This is a genomic window from Pseudomonas sp. LB3P58 (assembly GCF_054897895.1).
Genome location: NZ_JBUBVE010000002.1, coordinates 1 through 24,047, shown reverse-complemented (window position 1 = coordinate 24,047; position 24,047 = coordinate 1). Strand labels below are relative to the sequence as shown.

At 53.4% G+C, this 24,047-nt stretch carries 26 protein-coding genes and 1 pseudogene; 15 read left to right on the top strand and 12 right to left on the bottom strand.

Annotated features, from left to right (window positions below; genetic code table 11):
• Positions 1-242: 242 nt before the first annotated feature.
• The 4 genes from ACYZTZ_RS31120 to ACYZTZ_RS31105 are packed head-to-tail and all read right to left on the bottom strand — an operon-like array spanning position 243 to position 3,788.
• Positions 243-767 carry a hypothetical protein gene (locus tag ACYZTZ_RS31120; RefSeq protein ID WP_462000752.1) on the bottom strand — a complete coding sequence of 175 codons (525 nt, stop codon included), beginning with the start codon at positions 765-767 and terminating at the stop codon, positions 243-245.
• A gap of 11 nt (positions 768-778) precedes the next feature.
• Entirely contained in the window at positions 779-2,956 is a 2,178-nt protein-coding gene (locus ACYZTZ_RS31115; RefSeq protein ID WP_462000751.1) for a DotA/TraY family protein, read from the bottom strand.
• Entirely contained in the window at positions 2,953-3,510 is a 558-nt protein-coding gene (locus ACYZTZ_RS31110) for a hypothetical protein (RefSeq protein ID WP_462000750.1), read from the bottom strand. Before ACYZTZ_RS31110 ends, ACYZTZ_RS31115 begins: the two co-directional genes overlap by 4 nt.
• Positions 3,507-3,788, bottom strand: a complete 282-nt coding sequence (locus ACYZTZ_RS31105; RefSeq protein WP_115129466.1) for a hypothetical protein — start codon at positions 3,786-3,788, stop codon at positions 3,507-3,509. Before ACYZTZ_RS31105 ends, ACYZTZ_RS31110 begins: the two co-directional genes overlap by 4 nt.
• Before the next feature lie 853 nt (positions 3,789-4,641).
• Here ACYZTZ_RS31105 and ACYZTZ_RS31100 point away from each other — a divergent pair.
• On the top strand, positions 4,642-4,953 hold the full coding sequence (locus tag ACYZTZ_RS31100) for a helix-turn-helix domain-containing protein (RefSeq protein WP_115129467.1): 312 nt from the start codon (positions 4,642-4,644) through the stop codon (positions 4,951-4,953).
• A gap of 19 nt (positions 4,954-4,972) precedes the next feature.
• On the opposite strand, the gene ACYZTZ_RS31095 is transcribed toward ACYZTZ_RS31100, so the two are convergent.
• The 4 genes from ACYZTZ_RS31095 to ACYZTZ_RS31080 form a co-directional block, all read right to left on the bottom strand.
• Positions 4,973-5,353, bottom strand: coding sequence for a type II toxin-antitoxin system RelE/ParE family toxin (locus ACYZTZ_RS31095; RefSeq protein WP_115129468.1), 381 nt, complete (start codon positions 5,351-5,353; stop codon positions 4,973-4,975).
• Between the two features lie 415 nt (positions 5,354-5,768).
• Positions 5,769-6,365: a GNAT family N-acetyltransferase gene (locus ACYZTZ_RS31090; protein WP_115129469.1), complete on the bottom strand. Its 597-nt coding sequence runs from the start codon at positions 6,363-6,365 to the stop codon at positions 5,769-5,771.
• A 434-nt stretch (positions 6,366-6,799) separates the two neighbouring features.
• Positions 6,800-6,982: a hypothetical protein gene (locus ACYZTZ_RS31085; RefSeq protein WP_462000749.1), complete on the bottom strand. Its 183-nt coding sequence runs from the start codon at positions 6,980-6,982 to the stop codon at positions 6,800-6,802.
• Between the two features lie 129 nt (positions 6,983-7,111).
• The gene (locus ACYZTZ_RS31080) at positions 7,112-7,483 is read right to left on the bottom strand and encodes a hypothetical protein (RefSeq protein ID WP_462000748.1); all 372 of its coding nucleotides are present in this window, start codon (positions 7,481-7,483) and stop codon (positions 7,112-7,114) included.
• Positions 7,484-7,663: 180 nt separating this feature from the next.
• On the opposite strand from ACYZTZ_RS31080, the gene ACYZTZ_RS31075 reads away from it, so the two are divergent.
• The 7 genes and pseudogenes from ACYZTZ_RS31075 to ACYZTZ_RS31045 all read left to right on the top strand — a co-directional run bounded on the left by ACYZTZ_RS31075 (position 7,664) and on the right by ACYZTZ_RS31045 (position 13,137).
• Positions 7,664-7,894, top strand: coding sequence for an AbrB/MazE/SpoVT family DNA-binding domain-containing protein (locus ACYZTZ_RS31075; RefSeq protein ID WP_462000747.1), 231 nt, complete (start codon positions 7,664-7,666; stop codon positions 7,892-7,894).
• Positions 7,891-8,934: a tyrosine-type recombinase/integrase gene (locus ACYZTZ_RS31070; RefSeq protein WP_462000746.1), complete on the top strand. Its 1,044-nt coding sequence runs from the start codon at positions 7,891-7,893 to the stop codon at positions 8,932-8,934. Before ACYZTZ_RS31075 ends, ACYZTZ_RS31070 begins: the two co-directional genes overlap by 4 nt.
• An 88-nt stretch (positions 8,935-9,022) precedes the next feature.
• Positions 9,023-10,036, top strand: a complete 1,014-nt coding sequence (locus tag ACYZTZ_RS31065) for a hypothetical protein (protein ID WP_462000745.1) — start codon at positions 9,023-9,025, stop codon at positions 10,034-10,036.
• Between the two features lie 300 nt (positions 10,037-10,336).
• A complete protein-coding gene (locus tag ACYZTZ_RS31060; protein ID WP_115129451.1) occupies positions 10,337-10,885 on the top strand; it encodes an N-acetyltransferase in 549 nt (182 codons plus the stop codon).
• A pseudogene (locus ACYZTZ_RS31055) lies at positions 10,851-11,170 on the top strand (tyrosine-type recombinase/integrase); the annotation flags it as partial. The gene ACYZTZ_RS31060 and the pseudogene ACYZTZ_RS31055, both read left to right, overlap by 35 nt.
• A gap of 379 nt (positions 11,171-11,549) precedes the next feature.
• A complete protein-coding gene (locus ACYZTZ_RS31050) occupies positions 11,550-12,224 on the top strand; it encodes a hypothetical protein (protein ID WP_462000744.1) in 675 nt (224 codons plus the stop codon).
• A 529-nt stretch (positions 12,225-12,753) separates the two neighbouring features.
• Entirely contained in the window at positions 12,754-13,137 is a 384-nt protein-coding gene (locus ACYZTZ_RS31045; RefSeq protein ID WP_462000743.1) for a hypothetical protein, read from the top strand.
• Positions 13,138-13,329: 192 nt separating this feature from the next.
• On the opposite strand, the gene ACYZTZ_RS31040 is transcribed toward ACYZTZ_RS31045, so the two are convergent.
• Positions 13,330-14,322, bottom strand: a complete 993-nt coding sequence (locus tag ACYZTZ_RS31040; protein ID WP_115129452.1) for a hypothetical protein — start codon at positions 14,320-14,322, stop codon at positions 13,330-13,332.
• Positions 14,323-14,759: 437 nt separating this feature from the next.
• On the opposite strand from ACYZTZ_RS31040, the gene ACYZTZ_RS31035 reads away from it, so the two are divergent.
• On the top strand, positions 14,760-14,957 hold the full coding sequence (locus tag ACYZTZ_RS31035) for a ribbon-helix-helix protein, CopG family (protein ID WP_115129453.1): 198 nt from the start codon (positions 14,760-14,762) through the stop codon (positions 14,955-14,957).
• 173 nt (positions 14,958-15,130) lie between these two features.
• On the top strand, positions 15,131-16,447 hold the full coding sequence (locus ACYZTZ_RS31030) for a replication initiation protein (protein ID WP_462000742.1): 1,317 nt from the start codon (positions 15,131-15,133) through the stop codon (positions 16,445-16,447).
• A gap of 588 nt (positions 16,448-17,035) precedes the next feature.
• On the opposite strand, the gene nicB is transcribed toward ACYZTZ_RS31030, so the two are convergent.
• From nicB to ACYZTZ_RS31015, 3 genes are all read right to left on the bottom strand, one after another.
• Complete coding sequence (gene nicB, locus ACYZTZ_RS31025; protein ID WP_462000741.1) at positions 17,036-17,986, bottom strand: 6-hydroxy-3-succinoylpyridine 3-monooxygenase; 951 nt, start codon at positions 17,984-17,986, stop codon at positions 17,036-17,038.
• 353 nt (positions 17,987-18,339) lie between these two features.
• Positions 18,340-18,615 carry a hypothetical protein gene (locus tag ACYZTZ_RS31020; RefSeq protein ID WP_115129456.1) on the bottom strand — a complete coding sequence of 92 codons (276 nt, stop codon included), beginning with the start codon at positions 18,613-18,615 and terminating at the stop codon, positions 18,340-18,342.
• Positions 18,615-19,253: an AAA family ATPase gene (locus ACYZTZ_RS31015; protein ID WP_115129457.1), complete on the bottom strand. Its 639-nt coding sequence runs from the start codon at positions 19,251-19,253 to the stop codon at positions 18,615-18,617. Before ACYZTZ_RS31015 ends, ACYZTZ_RS31020 begins: the two co-directional genes overlap by 1 nt.
• Before the next feature lie 104 nt (positions 19,254-19,357).
• Between ACYZTZ_RS31015 and ACYZTZ_RS31010 the strand changes: the two genes are divergently transcribed.
• The 5 genes from ACYZTZ_RS31010 (at position 19,358) to ACYZTZ_RS30990 (ending at position 23,925) form a co-directional block, all read left to right on the top strand.
• A complete protein-coding gene (locus ACYZTZ_RS31010) occupies positions 19,358-19,555 on the top strand; it encodes a hypothetical protein (RefSeq protein WP_462000740.1) in 198 nt (65 codons plus the stop codon).
• Between the two features lie 519 nt (positions 19,556-20,074).
• Entirely contained in the window at positions 20,075-20,785 is a 711-nt protein-coding gene (locus tag ACYZTZ_RS31005; RefSeq protein WP_462000739.1) for a DNA-binding protein, read from the top strand.
• A gap of 806 nt (positions 20,786-21,591) precedes the next feature.
• Entirely contained in the window at positions 21,592-21,897 is a 306-nt protein-coding gene (locus ACYZTZ_RS31000) for a plasmid mobilization protein (RefSeq protein WP_115129461.1), read from the top strand.
• Positions 21,894-23,564 (top strand): TraI/MobA(P) family conjugative relaxase, encoded by a 1,671-nt coding sequence (gene traI / locus ACYZTZ_RS30995; protein WP_462000738.1) that lies wholly within the window; start codon positions 21,894-21,896, stop codon positions 23,562-23,564. The genes ACYZTZ_RS31000 and traI overlap by 4 nt, the downstream gene beginning before the upstream one ends.
• A gap of 106 nt (positions 23,565-23,670) precedes the next feature.
• Positions 23,671-23,925: a hypothetical protein gene (locus ACYZTZ_RS30990; RefSeq protein ID WP_220214914.1), complete on the top strand. Its 255-nt coding sequence runs from the start codon at positions 23,671-23,673 to the stop codon at positions 23,923-23,925.
• Positions 23,926-24,047: the final 122 nt, after the last annotated feature.

Here is a 24,047-nt window from a genome sequence, read left to right as displayed (position 1 = left end):
CGGGGCAACTACAGCGCCTTGAGGCGGAAGGCGAAGTGATCTTGTTGGGGCGTCTGTTGGAACAGCAGGAGATCGAGCATCAGGTATTGAGTTCGGACGCAGCTCTGGAGCAACGGCACTTGGGGCTGGTCGAGCACGAGATTCTGGCGTTGAACGAGGTGACCATCGCGCTGTGAACCGATGGCGCAAATGAAGAGGCGGCCCGATGGCCGCCTTTTTCACTGGTTGATGAGTTTGGAAGCCTAGAAAGCAGCCCTGTAGTTCAGGACGTAGTGCACCTTGGCCTTTAGATCCTCAAGTGTCCCACGAGCTACCCGGATTGACAGCGCCGGTAGGGCGAAGTCATTGAAGCGTAGCGTCATGAAGGCCTGGCGCCCGTTATCTTCGCTGGCCCATTGCTGTACAAAACCGATCGGCTCACAGCGGGCGACCCCTTTTTTGGTATCCACGATCACTACGGTACCCGTGTCTGGATCGACGCCGAAGTATTCCAGGTGATGCGGACTCTCCAGCTCAACTTTCGGATTGAAGGTAGTCGGCGCGACGGTTCTGATTTTTTGGGTGAGCGCCTGCTTCAGGCGCTTTTCCCAAGCTTTAATCATCAGCCAACCACCGATGATCCAACTTAGTGCGAAGATTAGGGCAATAGCAGCCGAGGCCGCGTGTAGCAATTTCAGATCCCACAGGGCGTAGGCTATCGTCGGCACGGCGAAAAATACCGCACCCAGGAAATAGGCTATCTGTAACAACGTTACCCGCACATACATGAATTTTCTCCTTATCCTTTCATGCCATTTCCTTCGGAGGATTGCGATTTACCACCGTCGCTTTTTCCACCTCTAGGAGTCATATGTTCAAACTTGTTGGCCATGACGTTGAACGAGCTCTTAATCTGATCGTTTGCTTCACGGCCTAAAGTAGTTGGTGTATTACCGCCTACCCAGCTAATAACGTTGTCTGGAACAATAAATACTAAGTTAAAGCAGGTGTGTATCAAATTCAAGCACATCATAAAATAAATACCAAGAAAAACGATGACGCTTACTAGGCCGGTAATGGAATCGAATTGAACATTCGCTACAGCAATGCCGTAAAGTTCATTGAGTGTAGTTCCACCTACTACAAGAATTGCGCCGCCGGCAAAAAAGCCTACAACCATAAGAATGGGGCGAACCATGACATTCAGTAGGAAGATATAGCCATGGCCTGTGCGTTGCCCCATACCATCACCATCATCACCTAAGTGTGTCATTGCCCATAAAGGCGCCGCGATAATGGCTTCACATACAATAACTATCCAGTTGATTATCGCACCGAACCATACAATAAATGGAACCAGTGGTAAGTAAATAGAAAGCCCAGCACCAACTACGAATAAGGGGATCAATATCATAAAAATAATAGGCGAGATGGCGTCTAATAGACCTTTTATTCCATCGGTCACACCGGTGAAAAAATTGGCGGTTTTAGCCGCGACACCTGCTGCGTTGATGCCATCGGCTACCGAGGTTGCGACCTTGGCCGTCACGTAAATGCCTACAGCGGTTTCGGCGGCGCCGAGGGTGTAGTCACCTAGGTTTTTCATCTTGATCAGCGGATTGATGGTGCCTCGCGCCTCAGCGCCGACATCGATGCTGGTCATATAGTTGACGATCTTCTGGCCCGGTCCGGAGAAGATCGACGAGATAATGTTGTTGGTGTCAGCTCCAGCGGTCGAAGCCATCCGGCCCAATGGGGAGGCATTGACCGAGTTGGCTTGCTGGGTCTGATAGGCGTGGAACACGCTGTTTCGTAGAGTGTTTATGCCGGGATCGCCGCTGAACGATTCTCCAAATACCTTGGCTTTACCAGCGATTGCGCTGGTGAGCTTGCTGTTGGCCTGGGCAAACGTCTGGTACCAGGCGCCCAGTGTCCACCAACCGCCTTCTTTGATGGAACTGCTGAGATGGCTGGCGAGGTTGGCAATGTCGCCCTGTTTGGTTCCGGCATCATGGTTCAGTAGATTCTCGTAGGCTAAAGCCGCTGACTCAATGTTGGCTTGGGCGTCGGGGAGTGTGATGCTGTCCTGCTGTCCTTGTATTACCGCCGTAACGAAATCCTGAGCCGATTTTGATAGACGCGACTGCATTTCAGACAGGGCACGCAGGTGCGCCTGATAGATGGTGCTGGTGTCGATCGTCTCGCTGAACCAGTTCGTTGACTGGGCGGAGGGCTCAAGTTGAGTGATGTCTATTTCTGCCCCCCCACAGACTTTACCCTCCGCATTTTTCAGCATGAAGCCAGAGTTGGTGACGGTTTGCTGGACGTACGCGCGGGGGGATTGGAGCCCGCCGGCCGCCACGGTCATCGCGTTACCCGCATTAATCGCGTGTAGGCACAGGTTTGCCTCGTAGAGGGCGCGCGCCAGGGTGACGGTGCTGGGCATCGCCGGCTGGATGACCATAGATTGCCCGTTATCGAAGGCGGCAACCGCGCCGTCGGTGCCTAGGTTAGCGATGCCCACGCCCATGACCGAGGCGGCCCAAAGCATCAGTAACTGGGATAGACACCATCCGTTGGCAGTTGGAACCAGGGAGGAGACACCCAACACCAACCGAATTGGCCCCCACAGGGTGGTCTTATCACGCCCAAACACGCTGCCGTCGTGGGCGATCTGGGTCAGCCGGCGGAACAGGATGTAGCAGGCAAACATCATACCCACGACGAGCAGAGCACTATTGATTACCTGGAATAGGCTGGCCAGGATGGTATCGCCGCCGTTGTTGGTGCCCCCGGCGAGAGGGTTGTTCACGACCTGGCCAAAGATCGACACCAAGGCCTGCCGGCTCTTGTCTTCGCTGCGCTGCGCCGCCTGAGCGATTTCTCCCAAGGTCGTAGTGCTGCTGGCCAGTACGGTATTGCTCTGCAGCAGGCAATAGAGCAATACCAGGGCGCCAAGTGCACGATCCCTATTCATGGATGCGCTCCTTTCTTGCGTGACAGCTCCGGATTTAACACGGTCCACCACCAGCCGCGGATCTCCGAGATGAAGTCCTGCAGGCTGCCTTTCTCGGTTTGGGATAGACGTCGAGTGCGCAGCTGCCAGAGACGCAATTGAGCTGACAGGGCGACCATGAAGAACACCGGAGGGCTGGCTAGCAGGGTGGTCATACCCAACCAGGTGGCGTTGACCATGGCGTAGATTCCCAGCGTGATAAACGCGGTGCCTGCCGCTAGAGCTAGGCGCTTCTTGAACAAAAAAAGGTCATAGAGCGCTGGAATGCTTGGCGAACCAGGTTCGCGATTGTTCATCGCTTCCTCGAAAGTGCAATCCGTACGGGATGACTTCTTAGACTCAGGTTTGCTGCTCTTACGAACCACTTGATACAGCGCACGGATGTGTTCCAGGTTCTTCTTATGTTGTTCCTTCGAACTCCTTGTGTGTTCGATCGTCTTTTTGATTGCTGCGCCAGGCCAAATAAGTCGTAGGGCAATTTGACCGGCTTTCTTGCTTGTTTGTTTAGCATTCATTTTTTTGGCTCCTTCTTGAACTCGAAATCGAGCAGCTTTAGCCACCAATAAGGCGTCCGGTAGAAGTCAAAAGCATGGGCGTCAGGGTTGCGCGCTAACCACAATAAGCCTGATGCCGAAACTAGCCAGAGCAGACAGGTAAGGAAAATGACGAGCCAAATAGCTGACGAATAAAGCCATCCGCTAATTAGTCCAATAATTGAGAAAATCAACCAGAACTGGCTGATTCGTTTGTTGTAAACATGTTCAAAAGTTACCGTTTTGGTGGGCGCTCTCATTTTGTATTCCAGATGTCATACGGAACAAATTTAAGGGCAGTCTAGTATCAAGGATGATTTATGTGAAAGTATATTGTGCGGGAATTTTTAGTTGTGCGTAATTACGTAATTACGCAACTAGGTTTATGTATTTTGTATTATGTTACTTTACGAAATTTAAGTGGCGCTAACTAGTTGAGCTGTAAGATTTTTTAATTTTTAGAATTGTGTGGGGGTGGTTTGTATTGTTGCATTCTACAGAATCCAATATCTCCTCATCTCGGAGAGATACCCGGGGGCTGGAAGCCGAATTAATGCACATTCCCGGCAAGGTGGGCCATGCCGTACAGCCCAGGACGGAATCGAAGGCCTGCCGGCGGAGGGTTTTGAAAAGTACAAGAATTGGGCGTTAGCAATGGGCTCGAAATGAACGAGGGGATCAAGGCGCGTTTGCCAATCCAGACCTTACCAACTGTCTCAAGACCGCCGTAGCGCGGGTGGGGGTCCATGAGGTCAATAGCACGCTGTGGGGGCCCACTTATCAGACGTTTTAGGCGAGGTGTGTAGAGAGGAGAGATTTGCCAGACGAGTGGTTGGGGTTGGGCGTGCTAGAGGGCCGCGCCGTTCAAGTGCCGAAGACACTGATGAAGACTGCGCCGAAGACGTTCATGAAGCATGAGCAGATTTTTGACGCTCACTTTGAACACAATTCTGACGAATACTGCTATTGCGTAGTTACAAGAAAAGATAATAGTATGTGTGTAAGGTCGAATAAATCACTGGAGAGGTTGACACACATGTCAACCGTGAATTCGCCTAAACCCAATCGTACACAACCGAGACCTAACCTCCATTGACCAACGGAGGACTACCCATGAGCCAAAATCTATTCGAATTGTTCACAGACGACCCTGTGGAATTCAACATGAAGCACCTGAAAACTCAGCTTTTTATGGTGCTGATCACTTTGATTCGCCAAAAAGGCTGGACTCAGGCGATGGCGGCTCACGAGTTGAGCATCACCAAGCCGCGCATGAGTAACCTGTTCAAAGGTTATTTGGAAAAGTTTTCTATTGATGCGCTGCTACAGATGCTGGTGCGGATCGGCTATAAAGTGGATGCGGATTTTGATCCCGAGAACAAAGCGCGGCCACTGGTAATAAACCTGAAAAAAGCGATGCTCTAAAGCACCGCTGTCCTCACGCTTAGGCCGCCTTGGGTTCGCTCCTCAAGGCTTTCAAGCGTTTCTCCACCACGTTCTTGATCTGCCGATCTGTTCCGTTCGTGGTCTTCTCGCAGACATGCAGTACAACAATCTGCCCTGCCAAACCGGTGTAGTAAACGCACCGCCACGCTGGGCTCCCGTTGATACAGAGTTCGTAGACGCCATGTCCCATAGAACCCAACGGGCTTGAATCGCAGGTCAATTCCTCATTTGCTGCCTTGAGGTTTAGGTTGATCAGGAAGCGATCTCGGTCCCTTTCAGGCACCTTTCCCATTTCCTTAATAACCGGCCTCTCAGGGTAGAAACTGATCTGTAGGGGCTTACGGGTGTTTTCGTTGATGTCGCGTTTTTTCTGGGCCACGGTGTGGGTCCCTCCAGGTAAATGTTAGGGGATTCAGGAAAGGTTTCATCGATACTTCCTCTATGGGTTAGTGGTGAAAAGGTACACCGGTCGACCGGCGCGCCTTTTCGGACTTGCTCCCTGTTGTGTTCAGTCGGCAAGTCCCTGGTCCTGCCACATAAGTGGCTGACCCGTTGGATATTATCAGAAAATGTAACGGTGTGGATGCGATAGATGGGCTAGTTCGGTTGAACTTCTCAATCTTTTTCGACTGGTCGAGTGGGGATCTTTATTGGACGTGCTGATCAAAGTGTGCGGCCGTCGAAATGCGCCCAGGGTGTGGTCGAGGCCGGCAAATTGATTGATCTGCTGAAGCAGGCCGACACCCGCATTCCTGATGATCAGGAAGACCAATGGCCGGCCGCGTTAGGCGCTACTAAATGGGTGTCAGAAGCTGTTTGATGTCGTCATCGTTCAACATAAAAACTGGCGATGAGCCTTCAATCCCAGGGCTTCCCATTATGGCGAGGGCAACGTACATATCCCTGGTGAGGGCAAAGCCTTGTTGAGCGGTTGGGGGAGTGAAGTCGCCTTTGAACTCCAAACCTGCTCGCTCATAGAACGGAATCAAATCGTGATTGCAAAGCAGGCAAGTGCCTTGCGAATAGTCCAATACGCCATTCAGCAGCTGAGTGCCAATGCCATGTCCTCTATAGGGCTCGAACACGAAGATTTTGTGGCAGTAACGTGAGATGGAGGGATCCGGGTGCACGAAGAATATGGCATAACCGTATAGCCGACCGTTTTCATGACTCACTGCAACCTTGAGGTGGCCTGCGCGGTAGCACTCTTCAAGGATGCCGACTACGTGTCGAACGGCTTTCATTGTTTCGGCTTTTGAGAAAGCCATGAAGTGCATGGCGAGCCCAGGTTGAGCCAACAAATCAGCCAAAATACCCTTGGCATCATTCTCAAATATCGTCGGCAGAAAAGTATCAACGATGTCCTGTGGAGCCTCTTGCAGCTGAGTCATACCGATTTCCTTGTCAGTTTTCACGGATGCGAAATTCGCATTCAGGTGCTGTCAAAGCCCACACGCTGCGGGCTATAGATTTTCCTGTGGGCCTACTGGCCCCCAGGAATGTTCCCAATCAGATACAGACCCTTTGGGCGGCCACCTCGATCAGTGCTGGAGCAGAACACGAGGGGCTTACTGGTGCTTCAGGAACAGGCAAGTAGACCAGAATGATACTGGCCAGCACTTTGATCAGGACGCCATTGACGATACCCAGGCACCAGGAACGGAAGTCAAACTTTTGCATCTGTCGTACTCACGGTTGTTGAACACGACAGTTACCATAACGACCGACTTGCTCCTTTCAAGCAACAACCAAACTATTTTTCGGCATGCCCCAGAGTGGTCCACCAGCCACCTAAGAGCAGGACTATCTATAGCTTTTTGCGGACTCAATCCTTAGTTTCCCCTTTTGGATTTGTGGTCAAACCATCCGCTTGATTCACGACACATTCCCGATACTCAACAATGATATCTACCTGTGTTTTCCTGCCCCAGGGCGTGTAGTACGCCATTTCTCTGATGCGCTCCTGCACCTCATATGTTTTCCCGTCTTCACGGACCACAATTTTCATAGCGTTTACCTCGTCATTGGCTAAACCCCATTGTGGCCCCTAAAAAACACCCTTCCTGGACGGGGTTTGCATCCCCAGTACGTCACCTGGCGGGCGCAAAAAAGCCCGCAAACGCGGGCTTTGTCGTGTTTAGAAACGTACGGGCGGCTTCAAACCAAACACCATGGTGAATTTTTTATACACCGCATGCCGTGATGTGGTGGTCCGAACGTAGCTCAGCCCAAAGGACTCCGGGGCAGCTTTAACCTTCTTCCCGAATTTGACGATGCTCGAGCGATCCAGAGTGCTCCAGATTGCTGGCCCCAGGATCTGCGGAATTTCGAACTCCATATCTTCTGGCAACATCGCGGCTTTTTCGCGCAGCGCGACTTCAGCTTTCATGGCCGGCGTACTGTGTGCGGCGACATGAGTCTGTAGCACCTCGATGACCGCTGCCTCCACATCAGCCTGCTGTTTTGCCCAAGCGCTAACATCATTGGGCAGTGTCAGTGAAATATTCATGCGGAACTCCTTGCGTTTTTAAATGCGTGCACATCGACTTATGCAACTTGCTTTGTGGATCTATCATTGCATTTCAAAATGCAATTTGCAAAGAAAAATTCAAATCGTTTCGACAGAAACAAGTCGGCGTAAACTAACGATAAAATAGGTTATCGTTAGTTTTTAGATAAGGAACCGAACATGCCTAGCGTCCAGGTGATCATCGAAGAATGGGACGGCGACGGCGCCATCCGCCTTCCCGACGCGGCCCTGCAGGAGCTCGGCCTGGACGTCGGCGACAGCTTGTATATCGTCGAGGCCGACCCGGTGACTCAGACGCTGGTCTTGTCGAAAACACCGAAGCTGCGCGATCGCCTCGACGACCTGGTGGATCAGGTCACTCGCGGCGCGGTGGAGGGCGGCAAAGGATGAGTGAGCCGACCGCGCCCCCATATGCCGACAAATCCTCGGCTGTGCACGCCGAAGGCTCTGGCACGGTCGTTCGCGAGCCCTCACATGCCGACAACGCCTCTAGCACGGCCGCGCGCCGGCTCACCGCCGCCGAATTCCAGGGCTTGGCCACGGTACCGGCCGCCGTCGAATGGTTCGCCAACTTGGCCAATCCCCGTACACGCCGCGCCTACCAGAGCGATATCGAGGATTTCTGCGGTTTTATCGGCCTGCACACGCCCGAGCAGTTTCGCGAAGTGACGCGCGCCCACGTCCTCGCCTGGCGTGGCCAGTTCGAGCAACGCGGCCTCTCCGGCGCCACCCAGCGACGCAAACTCGCCGCCCTGGCTAGCCTGTTCGATCACCTGCTGGACAGTAACGCGGTCGCCGGCGGCAATCCGGTGCACGGCGTCAAGCGCCCAAAGATTGAAACCAATGAGGGCAAAACCCCGGCCCTCGCCGATTACCAGGCCAAGGCCCTGCTCGAGGCGCCCGATCCAAGTACGCTGAAAGGCCTGCGCGATCAGGCGATTCTCGCGGTTTTGCTCTACCACGGCCTGCGCCGCGAAGAGGCCTCCCGCCTGCAGGTCGACGACCTGCAGCAGCGTCGCGGCCTGCAGCACCTGCGCATCCACGGCAAAGGCGGCAAGCTGCGTTACGTGCCGTTGCACCCGGTCGCTGCCGAACGTCTGCATACCTATCTCGAGGCTTCGGGACATCACCTGGAGCAAGAAAAAGCGCCGCTGTTTCGCCCGCTGCGCGGGCCGAAAACCGGCGTGGGGATCTCCGCCGAAGGGATCTATGCCCTGGTCGGCCAGTACGCCAAAGCGGCCGGAATCGCCGTCGCCGGTCTCGGTGTACATGGCCTGCGCGCCACCGCCGCGACCAACGCCCTGGAACACGAAGCTGACATCGCCAAAGTCCAGGCCTGGCTTGGGCACGCCAATATCAGCACGACCAAGCTCTACGACCGGCGTCACGCCCGCCCCGAGGATTCGCCAACTTTCAAGGTCCGTTACTGACCCTGCGTCGAGGCGCAACAATTGGTCATTGGCATGGACGAACCACCACCGTGGAAACTACAACGGCAGAACGCCAAGAGGATGAGTAATGACAAAAGGAACAAAGGCTGGGCAGTTTTCGCCGGTATCACTAGAGGCGTTGGAGCTGATCGCTAGAGATAAAAAAAATCCGCGCTTGCTGCTGGCATACCTTGGACTGGCCAGACATACGACCATGAGGGATTTAGATGGCCGTGGCCCAAACATGCTAACTGGCGCGGGAGCCGAGAAGGTGAGAGTGCTAACGGGTTGTGGGACGCCAATGGCTACAGGCATGGTCAACGCTCTGGCTGGTATGGGGCTGATCAAGAAAGCAGCGGCAGGACTGCCACCCGCCCAGGCGCGATGGGCAATGCAACACCGAGGGGAAGTAAACATCCCTCATGCATTGATCGATGGAGGCATTGGAGATGCGGACGGCATCGGTCGCCTATTGAAGGAGGATGCGACTGATGAAGTGGTTGTCTGCGCCATCATGCTGTTGATCAACTGCTACGCAGAGCACGACCTAGAGAAGTTCGGCGGAATCAATCACCAGCAGATGTGGCGACATTGGGAACACCTGACCAGCACAGAGGGTGAAGGGTTTCGGGTGACCGCAGAGCCGAAGGCCGAAACGGCCAGCTGGGACTATATAAACAAGATAACCGGTGGCATGGGTGGCAAGGTAAACGATGAAAGCAGCAGCAAGGTTTTCTGGAAGGCCTTCAATCTGCTGAAAAATACAGGCATGTTTTATGAGGTTGTGACAGCCATCAGCATCGAGAGTAAACGGCTGCCAATCCGAGTTAATGACTTTCACGCCGTTGGATCTGACCCATCGTTACTAAATGACGCGGCTGGCGTTGGAGTTGGATATTACGAACACAAGGATAATGATCGATCGGAACCTGAGAGCTGCTGGTTCTACCTGCCCTCAAAACCAGAAAAAGTGATCGGTATTTGGCGGCTCAGATTCAGGTGCGCGACACCTGAAACTGCAAAAGGGATAAACCTCGATTGGGAGATCGTCGATAGGGCTATCACTGACCTGGGCGTAAAAGGCGTTCTGTATCTTGAATGAGTGACATATAAGTAGAATGAATATACAGGTAGAAAGACAGATATAAGTCAGGAAGACAGATATAAGAAGGAAGACGAGAAATAAGTCAGAGCGACGTGCGCACAACCTAAAAAACTGCAATGCACACAACCTCAAAGTCAAATGCGAGTAATCAGTACGGTGGTAGGCATACCTTGCATGCAATCAGGATGATCGAAATATGGTCTCAGATTTGGCCACCAGAGATGCGAGTAATCCACTCGCCGCGGTTCAACGGGCATATCCGTATGCTGATCACCAATTTTCACGGAGAAGGACACGATGGAAGCGTTTGAGCCGATCCGCGATTTTTTCCAGCGCCGTCAGGAAAACCGATTGAATGCGCGTGCGTCGACGGTGCAACTGCTGACGGAGCGCGCCGCCGCCTACCGTGGCCATTTCGTTTTTCCAGGCCTCGACACCGTTGCCGGCATCGAGGTCGATGGCCAGCGTGTAGGTTATGTCGACTACGGCATCAACCCGCTAGGCGACCGGGTCTACATCAATAGAATCGATATCGAGGACCAGCATCAACGAAGGGGCGTGGGTCTATCCGTGATGTGGTTGCTCTGGCGCATGCATCAGGTGCCCTTGGTGCCTATTCATGAAGTCTGGCGCTCAAAGGGATTTTGGTCCAAGGCCCGCCAGCGGTTGGCAGCAGCCGGTGCACTGATCGAGCCTGAACTTCATACGGGCGATCTGGAGCAAGCCCAACAGCGCTGGCAGCACCTAGTGCCTGAGCTGCCACACGAACGGCAGATTCGCGAGATGATGGCCTCGCCGGAGTGGCCTGAGATTGAGGCGGGATTCAACGCGAGGCAGGCGTTATGAGTCTGCTCGTCACCCCGGGCAGCGCCGGCTGACTGCGGTTGTGGAATGGTTCGCCAATCTCGACAACCCGCGCACTTGGCGCGCCTATCAGAACGTCCTGGAAGACTCCTGCAGCTTTGTGGGACTCACGACCGCTGATGCGTTTCGGGCGCTGACCCGCGCACACGTGCTGGCCTGACGGGCCCAGCTGGAGCAGGGCGGAACGGTGCCACCATTCGGCGAAAATTGGCCGACCTGGCCAGCCTCTTCGATCATCTGCGACCGCCGGCAGTCGTGGTCCGAGGATTCACTGACCTCTTAAGGTGAAGTACTGAAACCTTCAAGCCATTTTTCGGCTGGGGCTATCAACTTTTCCAGCGACTGATGCCCCTCAATAATCCCCCTATATACCCCACGAGCACATCGAGTACACGAGCAAAGCGAGCACAGGCAGCACACTGAGCACCGCAATATTGAAAATAATTGTTAGTTTTCAATGGATTATAAAAATAACTGCGTGATATCACGCAATACAAGTATGTGAGCTAGTCTTAATGGTGCATCTCGAATATCTGTGTAGTCCATTCGCACACTTGAGACGACAAGATATCAGCGCGTATTAACGGTTTGCCGAGAATCGCCAAACCCAGGAAACTGGCTCCAAGCGAAAAAACTAGAGAAGAACATGGCCAACGGAAAACAATCTACAAAGCGCCGCTTGAATATGGCTGAGCGGGCTCAACAGCTGATGGTGGTGCATTTCCCAGACGTACCAGACGCTTGGAAATGGCATCGCAAGACTAACGATGGATTTATCACGATCCCTAGGACCCTGCCGATCGCAATGCAGGCTATCGATGCTCAATCAAAAGGGCAGCCTGCAGGACACGTACTGTTCTGTTTGTGGGCCCGATCGCCTGACCATCCTGTCATCTCGATCGAAAATACCACAACGTTTGCAGCGGAAGCGGGTTTCCTTGGTGAGCGGGCGGTAGACACCTGGCGTCGCCGGATGAGGAAGTTGCGGGAGCTGAAGTTCATTACCACTAAGCCAGGGGCGTCAGGCGAGTTTCACTACGTGATGCTCACAAACCCCAACGCTGCCATGGAGTGGATGCGCCACAACGGCCTTATTCAAGACGGTTTGTATAGCCGATTCATTGAGCGGCTCCCTGAAATTGGCGCATACGGCGATATTGAGGTGCTGAACCAATACTGGCAGGCACAACATGAAGCCAAGACAGCAGCGGAGGCCGAGGCGGCTAAGGCGCTAGCGGAAAAAACAGTGCCTGAAGTGCCCCTAGTACCTGAGGCTCAAGCCAAACCAAAACGTCTCCGGAGGGCGAAAGAAAATGCATAGGAGAAGAGACTGGGGCATCGAGTGCTAACCCACCCACCTCGGTGCCCTCAAAAATAAAGCCCTAAACCAGCTGAGGGTCGAGTATTGACCAGGCAGGGCTGTGGTGGTGCAACGTCATACTAACAATAGGAACAACCAGGAGGCCTGGTATGCGGTTACTGATGAGAAGAGCTTGGGGCACCGAGTGCCAATCCACCCACCTCGGTGCCCTCAAAAATAAAGCCCTAAACCAGCTGAGGGTCGAGTCTTAACTGGTCAGGGCTGTGGTGGTGCCATGTACATCGAGGTTTGCGTCTCGACTTGGAAGTCTAACAACGAACCAGGTTGCTATGAAAGGACCTGGTTTTTCTGCTCGTGTCCTAGAGCATGATGCTAGTTCGCAACGGTCCAGGCTTGGCCAGATCGTGCCAGCATCCGTCCTAGTGCCGCGATCGTCGGCAACTGCGCCGGGAGGAGTTACCGACTTCAAGATCAGCTATTGAAGAGTAGCAGCGCTACCTTACCAAAACCAAAAACCAAGGGATAAGCAATGCAAGCACTAGATGAACTGCGACTTCGGCCACCGGTAACGGCATACGAAATGGTTCGCATAGAGGGTAACCTGCCTACTTACATACTGATTGAGGGGAGGATCAATTCGCTGGCCGAGGCAGAATTGAAAAAGGATCAAGGCTTCTTTGAGAAACTCGGCCGGCAATTAGGCCTCGTTAGGACGCAGCCTAACTGGGAAGGTTGGAAAGGCTGGGGAGCGGGACGCCAACTGAAATGTGCCGCTTTGCAACACGCCGGATGGACTTATGATGAAAGTCATCACCCTTACGAGCAGGCTGCACATGCTTATGAAAAAGTACGACAAGCCTTGCTTTCGCCGGAGTGTCGTTCCGCTGAGGACTTATTGAAGCTGCTCGAATAGGCGTGGACGCAGTGCATTAGGTATGACCGGTCCAATGCGCAGGTGTAGGTCTGAGATAACCAGGACGGTCAGGTGAGTAACCCGAATAACTTAGCCCTGAAGGTCACCAGCTCGCCCTCGCCGCTCAGCAGGCCAAAGCCCTGCTCGACGCGCTGGGTCCTTCTTCTATTAAAGGTAGGGGCAAATTGGGGGTTAAGAAGCTATACGGATGCCGTCCGCCGAGTGCTGACGTTGAAGAGCCTGATCGATATCCGCAATGAACCGCTCAGGCGTAGTCCTGCAAGACTCACCCGTAAGCCGGTGTACCGCATCCACCGCTTTGGCACGAACCTCTTTGTTACCGAACAGTTGGATGGTCAGTAGTAAATTGCCTGGAGCGACAAAGTCAGCCATCAATTTGGACTGAGCTTGAAGTTCTCGCTCAATCACCGACAGTTCCGCCACCTGGTTGAATGTGGCCTCAGCCTGGTCAATTTCGGCCTTTGTCAGTCGCTGCTTGACGGGAATCCTTTCAAGTTGTCGGCGAAATTCGTAGAGCCGATGTGTATACCCCTGCTCTTCTAACTGCAGCCAAAGCCCTAATCCTCTGAGCATGCCATACGAATGCGGATACCAGCGTTTTTCCTGGTAGGGTTTGCCTCGCTCGTCCGTGTCTTTTTTGACGATCATGTACTCCCAGAAAACCTCCATGGAATTTCGCTTCCAGCGATCCGTGAGATTTGCCACCACCTGCGCAGGAAGAGCCGAACAGATCCGGCCTGTCTGGCCATGCAGTGCCCAAAGCAATTTTAGAGCAGTCTTCACACGTTCAATGAGATGCTCCCTTTGGCCGAGTAGCGTTTCGACTCGATAACGGCGAATGTCTTGTTGCTCTTTGGCGCTCCGCATCCTGAAATCACCTGTGACCTGCTCGTCATTCAGGCCCAAATGATTAAACGCACAACAATTCCCTATCAGCACCTGTTTCCCGTCTTTGCATTCAACAACAAAGCCATGCTGGTGTTCTTGGGAGCAGCGCTTGCCTTTCTTGAGGTACTGACACTTGGCCTCTGACTTAATCAGCCGGTAGGGCCGCAGAGGGTTGCAGTACGTCTCTTTGGTCAGAATGCACTCTGGGTCAATTACGTAGAGGGCGTTGATATCGTCGAGAGTTCTGATCTCAATGATGCCTTTCGGTGCGATCATCAAATTCTCCGAGAATGCTTGGCGAGGTGGTGAGCAGCTTGGCCTACCACGCATGTACGAATACCCAGTGATTATACATACAGTAAAGCGCTGGGTGTTCACTGCCCCCTGTACTACCTCAAGGAGGCGCCACACCCGACCGGATGGTTCGCAAAGCTTCAATATGAGGAAGAATTAGCGTCGGCTTTAAAAAGTGCTTTCACTGACCGTAAGACCTGTAAATCTCGTTACGGATGTCCATGCGGGACCTACGCAGAAGTGGCAGGCATGGTGATGGCTGAATCCAGAGTTCATGAAGGTTTATCAACGACTGATCGTTTATCGATAGTCCTAAGCTATTAGGACGACTCGTATATCACCGACATTCCAATTAATGTTTGACGTCCTATTTGTCCGTGTATAGGCTTCGTTTTACTGGGTAAAACCGGATAAGACATATGACCTATAGCGAAAATCTGAAAATCATTAGTTTCAAGCTGCCAGCAGACAAAAAACTGGCTCTTGAAGCCCTGCTGCGTAAGCGCGGCACGAATACCTCAGTTTTTCTGCGGCAGGCGGTGATTGAGTTTTTGGAGCGCGAAGATGAAGGTAAGGAGCAGCTGAAGCTGCCCCTTGGAGAAAAAATGAGATCGTAGAAACCAAAAAGCCCCGCTTGCAGGCGGGGCTTTTTGGAAAATTCGTGAAGGGCCATATCTTGGCAGAGCAGAGCCCTTCAGCAACTTGGTGAGCAGATTATGGCTTTCACTGCGGCTTCTTGCAAGTTGCAAAAAGCCCTCGATCTTATGCTCACCGCCGAATGGCGGGGAAAATGGAATCAACCTCAAAAGCGTATGGTGCACACGTCCGGCAGGACGACAGCCATCGTGACAAGCCCGCAGCAGGGGCATATTCGCCATCAAGGCGATTCTTTGAAGACGGCACGGCCTTAAACCGCGTTGTCCTTGAAGCTCCCTATCTCGCACGTTGCAGCGATAACAAGACCGCTACGCTTGTTCGTCCACGCGAATACGCGCTCCGCTATCCCTACATGCAGATCAATCGCCCTGGGATGGTGTCATGGCTGATATTCGACCTCGATCACACGAACTCGCTTGCGTGGGACGATGCGGGGCTTCCCCCGCCGAATCTGATCGTTCGCAATCGGAACAACGGCCACTCGCACCTCTACTACGCGATCCCTTCGGTCTGCACGACGGAGAACGCTAGAGACAAACCGATCCAGTACATGAAGGCCGTCTACGCTGCCTTTGCGATTCGCCTCGACGCTGACACCGAGTACAACAGCGGCCCTGTCGCCAAGACTCCAGGGCATCCATGGTGGTCGACCACAGAGCTGCACAACCACATCTACGAACTGGGCGAACTGGCAGATTGCGTAGAGCTGGAAGTTACCCCGTGGAGTAAAGGTCCCCAGTTCGACGAACTCCCACACTCTCGGCACTGCATTCTGTTTGAGCAGATGCGTTACTACGCTTACAGCATCGTCAATCGCGAGCGCGAAAGCGGTACGTTCGCTTCTTTCCTGCGGCGTCTGGAAGCGTTTGCGCATAACCATAACAAGTTTGCGCGGAACGGCTTCACACACGACCTCATGCAATCCTCGCTCAGGGCGACGGTCAGATCCGTTGCCCGGTGGTCGTGGACGCGGTACTACGGCAGCACCAATTGCTGCCGTGGAGCAATGGAACTCGACAAGTCGTTGCCCCTGGCCGAGCGTCAGAGCCTTGCAGCCAAGCGCACGCATGAGCTACGTCATAAAGCCACCGAATCGAAGATCCGCGCTGCGTGCAGAGGCCTCCAGGAGCGTGGCGAAAAGCTGACACAGGCCGCGATAGCCACGCTTGCGCGCGTCTCTCGGCAGACGGTGGCCAACTATGGCCACGTCCTGAAAGAAGTCGCCCGGCCACAGACTATTGCCGTCCTGGGCGCCTCTCCAAGAGCAGCACAGCCCCCCCAAATGGAATCCCCAACCGTCGCCGGCGATCGAGGACGCGAATGCAACCATTTCGCGACCCCTGCAATCTCAACCCCGGATGTTAAGTATGGTGTACATCAGGTAACAGCCCGCTCTGCGGCCGCTTTTGACCTTGATGGACAAAGCTCTGAAAGTGAAGATTCGTCATAGTGCCGGGGAGTGATGTACGCCGCTGCATTGTTTAAAGCACTGATATGGCATTGCCTTCAAAGAAACGTATGGCAATTGACTGGAATCACATGGGGTTTATACAGGTTGGATGTCTTTTCAAAAGCCACTGTGTCTAGTCCTTCGGATTAGCCACATTTCAACGTAGCGCAGCCTTTGGTGCCGCTGCTTATGCTCGCGAGGGTTGTTCCCCGGCGACCATTCATAAGCAAGGGCGATGACTCAACGTCGCCTAGCCGGCGGCGGGTGCTCTACCACCAGCGACCTTCGGTCACTGATGTACGATCACCTTTAACGTGGCCTGAATTGGATGTTGCATAAAGTGCGCTGAGCACCGTTGGGGGTACTCAAACCTAAGGGGGAGTGATTTTTCGACAGGAATAAAGATGGTGACAAAATTCATAATTATGAATTAACAATTATGAATTGTTTACCAGTCTACTTCGTGTTTCAGAGGGGACTATAGAGAGCATGGGCACAATAGTACGTTAAGCGAAAACGTTCACTGCCAAGCTAAAGAGCCCTGGCGCAATGCCATAAAGCTCGATGCTCTCATGGCTATTCTCAAGTCTACTTATCTGGAGCGGCCGGCTGGGCGTGCTGCGCAATCCAGTTTCGAATGTACTCCAGAACGCGGTTCGCGCCTTCGATAGTCTCAACGAGTTCGATCGGCCGCTTGCCATCAAGGTATTGATTAGGCTGCTCCATCCACTTGAATGCTGCCGCCTTGCTCCCGCGCACCGGAATAGCTAAATCCAGGATCTCCTGCAGCAGCTCAGGTTGCCCGTACCAAGATTCCGGTTTGGTTGTCGGCTTCCTACTCTGGATGACGCGGGGCAACTGGCAGGCTGCGAGTTCGCTTGCGTTGACATACTCCCGCTTCCAATGCGCGAGCTTCACGAGATCAGTGTTCGGCGGGCGTGTGTGATCAGTGGTTGGCACAACCACGCCAATCAGCACATTGGTATGGGCTCTGATCATTTCCAGCGCTGGTGCAATGTCCGTGTCGTTAGTGACAATGACAGCATGGTCGATCAGTCCGGTGATCGCGTCGTGGTAGGCCTGGAGGGCCAGGTTCACGTCACTCTGTTTCTCCTCGACCTTCCATGCCTGGATCTCCTGGCACTCTCGAGGTGGCCGGTCAGGTTCCTCGGCGTCGACGATTTTGACCTTCATCTTGTTGACGGCGTAGTAGCCTTCGATCAGCTCGATCCGGCCGTCATGTAGCTTGCGCAGAGCTGTGTGATAGCGTGCCTGGGAGGACACAGAGTCAGGGGCCCTGGCAACGGATTCGATGATTTTCGCGGTGAAGAACTTGATCGAGGAGGAGGGCAATAGGGCCGATTGCCGAATATGGCCATCACCATCCGTGACCAGCGCAGACGGTAGGATGTGTTTTTCGAAGAGAGGCAAAAGATCCAGCCACTTGTAGGGAGTCCCCCGTAAGCAGCCGTAGTAGAAGTTATATCCGTCGATGTAGATGCGAGTGCGCAGAGGCTCTAGCTCAGGCGATCCCTGCATTTCTCGTACTCCAGAAACGAAAAAACCGGCTAGCGCCGGCTTTTTCCCCCTCCAACCAGATGGTCAAGCCACGCCGGTCGTGAGGGTTAGTTGTTGAGCGAATTATTGCGTAATAGCGTGTGCGATGCAACAAATTTGATTAGCGGGTGCTAAACATCAGGAAAAACATCTGCTCGTTTCCTGGCCTTCTCAATTTGCCTATATCTACTGATCTAGCAGGGCCGGGCACTTGCGGTAAGGATTTCGGTCGGGATCAGGCCATACGGCATACGGCATACGGCATACGTCACTATTTCGCTTCCAGGCAAAACTTATCAATTCACAATTCACAATTCACAATTCACAATTATGAATTAGTAACCTTCTCGCTCCAGAAGCTCACGAATAATGCCGCTGACAGTCTTCTGTCCGGTGCCTCCACGCTTGTTTTTTAGCGCTTGATCTTGAAGTTTTTCGATCATTGCAGGGGGCAAGCTAATGCCGATGGCTTGAGCTTTTTTCTCTGTTTCGGATTCTTTTTCTTTGACATGCCCGTATGGTTTGTCAGCCAGTTGGCTGGCTAATTTCTCTATTTGATCGGGTGTTGCTGCTTGACGTCCGGCTGCCGATTGGCTTTTGGGCTTAACCATTATCCAAACACCTCAGCGACAAGGGCACTTACTTCATCTGCTGCGGCTTGGTTACCGATCTCAAGCACTGACAGCCCTTCGCTTGCGGCATCCTTGTAGGCCTTACGGTAGAAGCCCACCGCGTTCAGCACCGTGAATTCGGGGAACTCTTGCAGGTAGCCGAGGAACTCTGATCGCTCCTTGGCTTTGACTGAGGCATTTGTAGATGCCATGGCGTGATAGATCTGAACAATGAGCCCGGGATTAAGGTCACGGATCTTGATCACTTGTTCCTGGAGTTCTTCCAGAGTGTCCAAGTCGAACTGGCTGCATTGGTGGGGGGCTATAATTTTGTGTGCAACGCTTGCGCCTGTCACCAATTCTCTCGAATTTCGACCAGCAACATCGACAATCACATGTTCGTATTTTTCGTCCAGGCTTCGCAAAGTTGATGCGATGTTGTCACGCTTTTCGATGAGGGTGATATTGGGTTTTTTATCACCGGCCTCCCTCTCAGCATGCCATTTAGCCGAGGTACGTTGAGGGTCTGCATCTACTAAGCAAACGTCTTTCCCCGCCTTTGCTAACGCGACAGCCACGTTAGTGGCTGTCGTGGTCTTGCTTGCCCCGCCCTTGTTACAGCCAACTATGGTGATCATTAGGCCTTGCCTTACTTAATTATGAATTCATTAATCATAATTCATAATTCATAAATATCAAGCGTCGAATGACCTTTTTTGAGGTTGCTTATTAGGCGGGCCATGTGCTGACCAGCTTACTTGCTGAGGATTGGTGGATCCCATCGCTGGCGCCGATGACTGGGATCTTTCTTGCGCATCGCTTCCCTCAAACGCTCGGCGGCTGGGGCAAGGACGGCTGGATCTGCTTCTTGGATGGCTTTCATCAGCTCATCGCGTCGGTGTGCCTTACCTTCCATTATCTCGGCAAAGCTGTTGTCTGACTGTTGAAAGTTGCGCATCTCGAGCAACCTCGAGGAAGAGGGCTTTTTTTTAGGGTATCACGCGGGCCTGGTGGGCGTGAGCTAGGCCGAGGGCATAAAAGTACCAATGTTTTTTTGGCTTATGCAGCTCGACCAGCTGCTGGTCAACCCTGACACGGTGCAACTGCTCATCTGACACGCGGTTCGTTAGGTTTTTCAAAATTTCAGCCGAAAACCTACCTTTCGTGAACCAATTATTAAATATAAAAGACTTCTTATAATGGCTATAAGCATTTGTTTTATAAGCATTTTTTATGATTTTTTTTGTAAATGACGATCACCTTATTCTAGAGAGAGGTTCTGCAGATCGGTACAAAGGCCGCATCACAAGTCATTTGAGATCTGGCTAATGAACAGTTTTCGCAAAGCAGTAGAAGCCCTTGAACGCCTCGCTACTAACGCAGATCGCCTAGTACCGTTGGTGCTTTCACTAGCAGTGTTCGCTGCTATCGTCGTAATCGGAATGCAGGGAGCTTGGAAATGAGATTACTGCCTTGGGTGCGGATGCCGGCGATATGGATTAAGGAGGGAGGACTGCGAGATTTTGGCTGGTCAAGCCAGGCCAAAGTTTCTCGCTCGACCGCGATTGCGGCATTGCAGCTGTACATCGCTCTCCTAACTCAGGCCGAAGAAAAATGGAGGGATGACGGCTGCAAGCTAATAGCTGAAATGACTTACACCAACCTGATGAAAATCACAGGGCTGAGCCGGCAGCTGGTCGCTGCTGGTTTGGAAGGGTTGGTTGTTGCAGGCAGGATCAAAAGCGAAAAGGAAGGTCGAAAATGCAGGTATATCCTTGTGGGGTACGACTTCAGTGGTAACTGGTGCAAGTTGCCGGCAAGGCCGCTTTATAACGTCTTGCAGAACACCCATATCGAAGCTTTTCAGATGTTCCAAAAGCGATCCGTCTGCGAGCTCGATGCGCTAAAGCTATTTCTCTATTTTGCTTTTGCGCGAGACAACAAGACGATGTTCACAATGGCCTCCTTCGAAACCATCAGCGAAAAGACTGGAGTGGCAGAGAAGCGAATTCCCAGGGCGAACGCATTTTTGATCAACTGCGGGCTGCTCGCGAATCTGTCGCGTGAACATTCGGAAGACGTCAAAAAAAAGGAACCGAACAAGTATTTCATGCGCGGGTATCGAGAGTTTTTCACGGGTCAAAAAGCGGCGCCCGTGCCAGCAGCGTAAGCATCGCGGCATACGTCCTGGCTATTTCGTTGCAAAGACATTGTCTTCTTCAGGTTCCACTCCAACGCTCGTGTCGAAGTTTTTGCGGGACCAGGCTTTTCTTTTTCCCTGGGACTGATCCTGTTTTGATTTTGCGGTTGTACACGTAGGTCGACCAGAAAGTTTCTTCGATGGTGATTGGCATACCTCGCGCCTTGCCTCAGTCGCAGCAAATTTTTTATCGCGTCAGCTTCATCCTTTCCTTGATGGCTTGTTGCTTTTGTTCGTTCACCAAATCATCACCTGGCCTGTAACTGATTCGTCCTAAATATCGCTCAGATAATCCCTCAACGACTTCGGGGTGAGGTCCATTCGATTGCCTTTCAGAATTTCCGATATCTGCTCCAACGAGTAGCTACGTGCCTGCAACTGGGTGATTGCCTCGGAAATCATTTTGCTGTCATCCATAGCGTAACCAATGCATTCAGTAACGTTCACCGGCGGAAGCTCTTGTAGCTTCATCCGGAGTAGTTCGACCTGTTCCCGCGTGATTCTCTTTTTCGTCATTAGAGCGACCTCATGGCTGTTCCCGCAGTTGTATTTTTGCTTGTTTTTGATCTTCCACAGCTTGGCGAAATTTGCTACATAAGCGTATGCTTACAGTGTAACAGGATGGCCCTTGTCTGACACATGAAAGCCTTCGGTTTCATGGTCAGTCAAGGGACGACACCACGTTCGGCGCTTCGCTTCTCACATGGTGTCTCATCCTGCCAAGGGAACCCTTGGAACCCGTTGATCGGCGCCGAGCGCCTAGTTGGAGTGGGCAAATGCCATTCGGTGTAAAGGGTGCGGAACCGCTCAGCGAGAAGATCGCTGTGCGATTAACGAAGGACGAAAAGGAACGGCTCCGCGAAGATGCTGAACTAGCTGGTTTGAGCGTGTCCGAGTTGGTTCGCCGACGCTATTTCGGGCGGCCTATTGTGGCCAACATCGACATGGTGATGGTGCGTGAGCTACGCCGTATTGGCGGTCTTCTAAAGCACGTACACACCAGCTCGAAGGGCGCATACAGCCGTGATACCGCACAGGCGTTAAATGAGCTGACCAGGCAGCTCGAAAGGCTTGAACAATGATCTTCAAAAAGGTTAAGGCCGACCGGGTGAAGTCGAAGGCAAAGCACGTTCGTGATTTGACCGACTACATCCGGGACCCGGCGAAAACCAACCCGGGCGAAGAGGTTGCGTATGCCAGCGCGCGTGGTTTTTTCAGCAGCAGACACGGGACGCAGCAGAACGAAATGATTGCCTTGGCCCTGGACGCGCCCAAGAGTAAAAACCCGATCAATCACTACATTCTGAGCTGGCGTGAAGGTGAATACCCAACCCCTGAACAAATCGAGCAAGCGGTGGATGTTTTCCTGGCCGAGCTGGAGTTGTCTGAGCACCAGGCCATCTATGCATTGCACCAGGACACGGACAACCAGCATCTGCACATTGCTGTAAACCGTGTACATCCCGACACCCTCAGGGTGATCAAGCCGAACAAAGGCTTCGACATCGAGGCAGGACACCGCGCGATCGCCAAGATCGAATCACTGCAGGGCTGGCAAAGCGAGCAGAACGCGCGCTATCACATGGCAGACGGCGAAACCTCTCGCCGAGCTGTCCCGGGTAATGCGAAGCAACCGTCACAGCCACGCCGAGATATGGAAGTCCGGACCGGTGAGAAGAGCGCCGAACGGATCGGCATCGAGCAGGCCGGCCCGATCATCCAGGCGGCAACCAGTTGGTCGGAACTGCATATCAGGTTGAGTGAGTGCGGCATGCGCTACGAGCGCAAAGGCAGCGGTGCCGTCATATGGATTGGTGATGTAGTCGTGAAGGCCTCGAGCGCTGACCGAGGAGCCTCCCTGGCTGCCCTGCAGAAGCGTCTGGGTGAGTTCCAAACAGCCGATCAGGTGCACGAACAAGCGCCGGCGGCCGATCCGGTTCAACTCAAACCAGGTGAGCGCTCTCCACGATGGACTGAGTTTATCCAGGCTCGCCGTGCTCACTACGACTCCAAGAACCGGGCGCAGATCCGCATGCGTGAACGGCAGCAGATTGAGCGCGACGCGGTGGCTAAGCAGCAACGCGAACAGCGTACCGAGCTAATGGCCGGCAATTGGAAGGGGCGGGGAAATGCGATGAATGCCCTGCGCAGCCTAATAGCAGCCCAACAAGCCTCGACCAGAGCAAACATGACGGATCGGTATCGCCAGCAGCGGGAAGAACTACAGCATCGCTACAGACCCTTTCCTTCCTATGAGGACTGGCTACGCGCCGAAATCTCTGCTCAGGCGGCCGATCAATGGCGGTACCGCGACAATTATTCGGGCGAGATCCCGGCTCGGCTTGTCGGCGATATACACGTCCCCCCGCGTCTTCAGGATATTCGGGATTATGTCGGCGAAATACGTGGGAGCGATGTCGTTTATCGGCTGGCCGGCGCCGACAAAGCTTCACCCGCGTTTCTGGATAGCGGGCGCCAGGTGACGGTGTACGACCACAACAGCGACGCGACAATCTTGGCCGCGATGCAGCTTAGCCGTGAGAAGTGGGGCAGTTTTACCGTCACTGGTACCGACGAATACAAAGCGCAGTGTGCCCGCTTGGCGGCACAGCATGGCTTCACTCTGAATAACCCTGAGCTGCAGGAAGCGCTGCGCGCTGAGCGTGAGTTACTTAACAAGGACCTTCCAGCCATCCCGCAATCTGGTCAGGGTCCATCCAGGACGGGCAGGCCACCGCGTATGCGGTAAGAGCAAGACGGCTCTTGCAGCTACCTGCAAGGGCTATAGGCGCCCCAGCGCTGTGCGCCAACACAGCACTGGGACTTCCATCAAGCACCTACAACCGAGGTGACCAATGGCAACTTTGAATGCTACCAAAGACCGGGCGTACTACGCCGATATACAACGCTTGCAGCAGGCCAATGTACTGATGCGGGCGGCCAATCAGGCACTGGTCCAGGGTGATGACGCAGCGCTGCAGGCGTTAGGGTTTAGCGCGTCTCACATTGCCGAGCTACGGCAACGGGGCGGTTTCCGGGCCTCCGCGATCGGGCAAAATACGCGGATGATTTCGCGCCTACGCCGGGAGGTGACAGCTCATGATCAGTAATCCTGCACCCTTGTCGATCGCTGCCGGCGTGCTGGCCAGCAGCACCCTGGAGTGCGTACGTCGCTCGCCGTCGTACCACCACCGCGGCTGGCAGATCCTTGATCGTTGGGCGTTCGACAGTC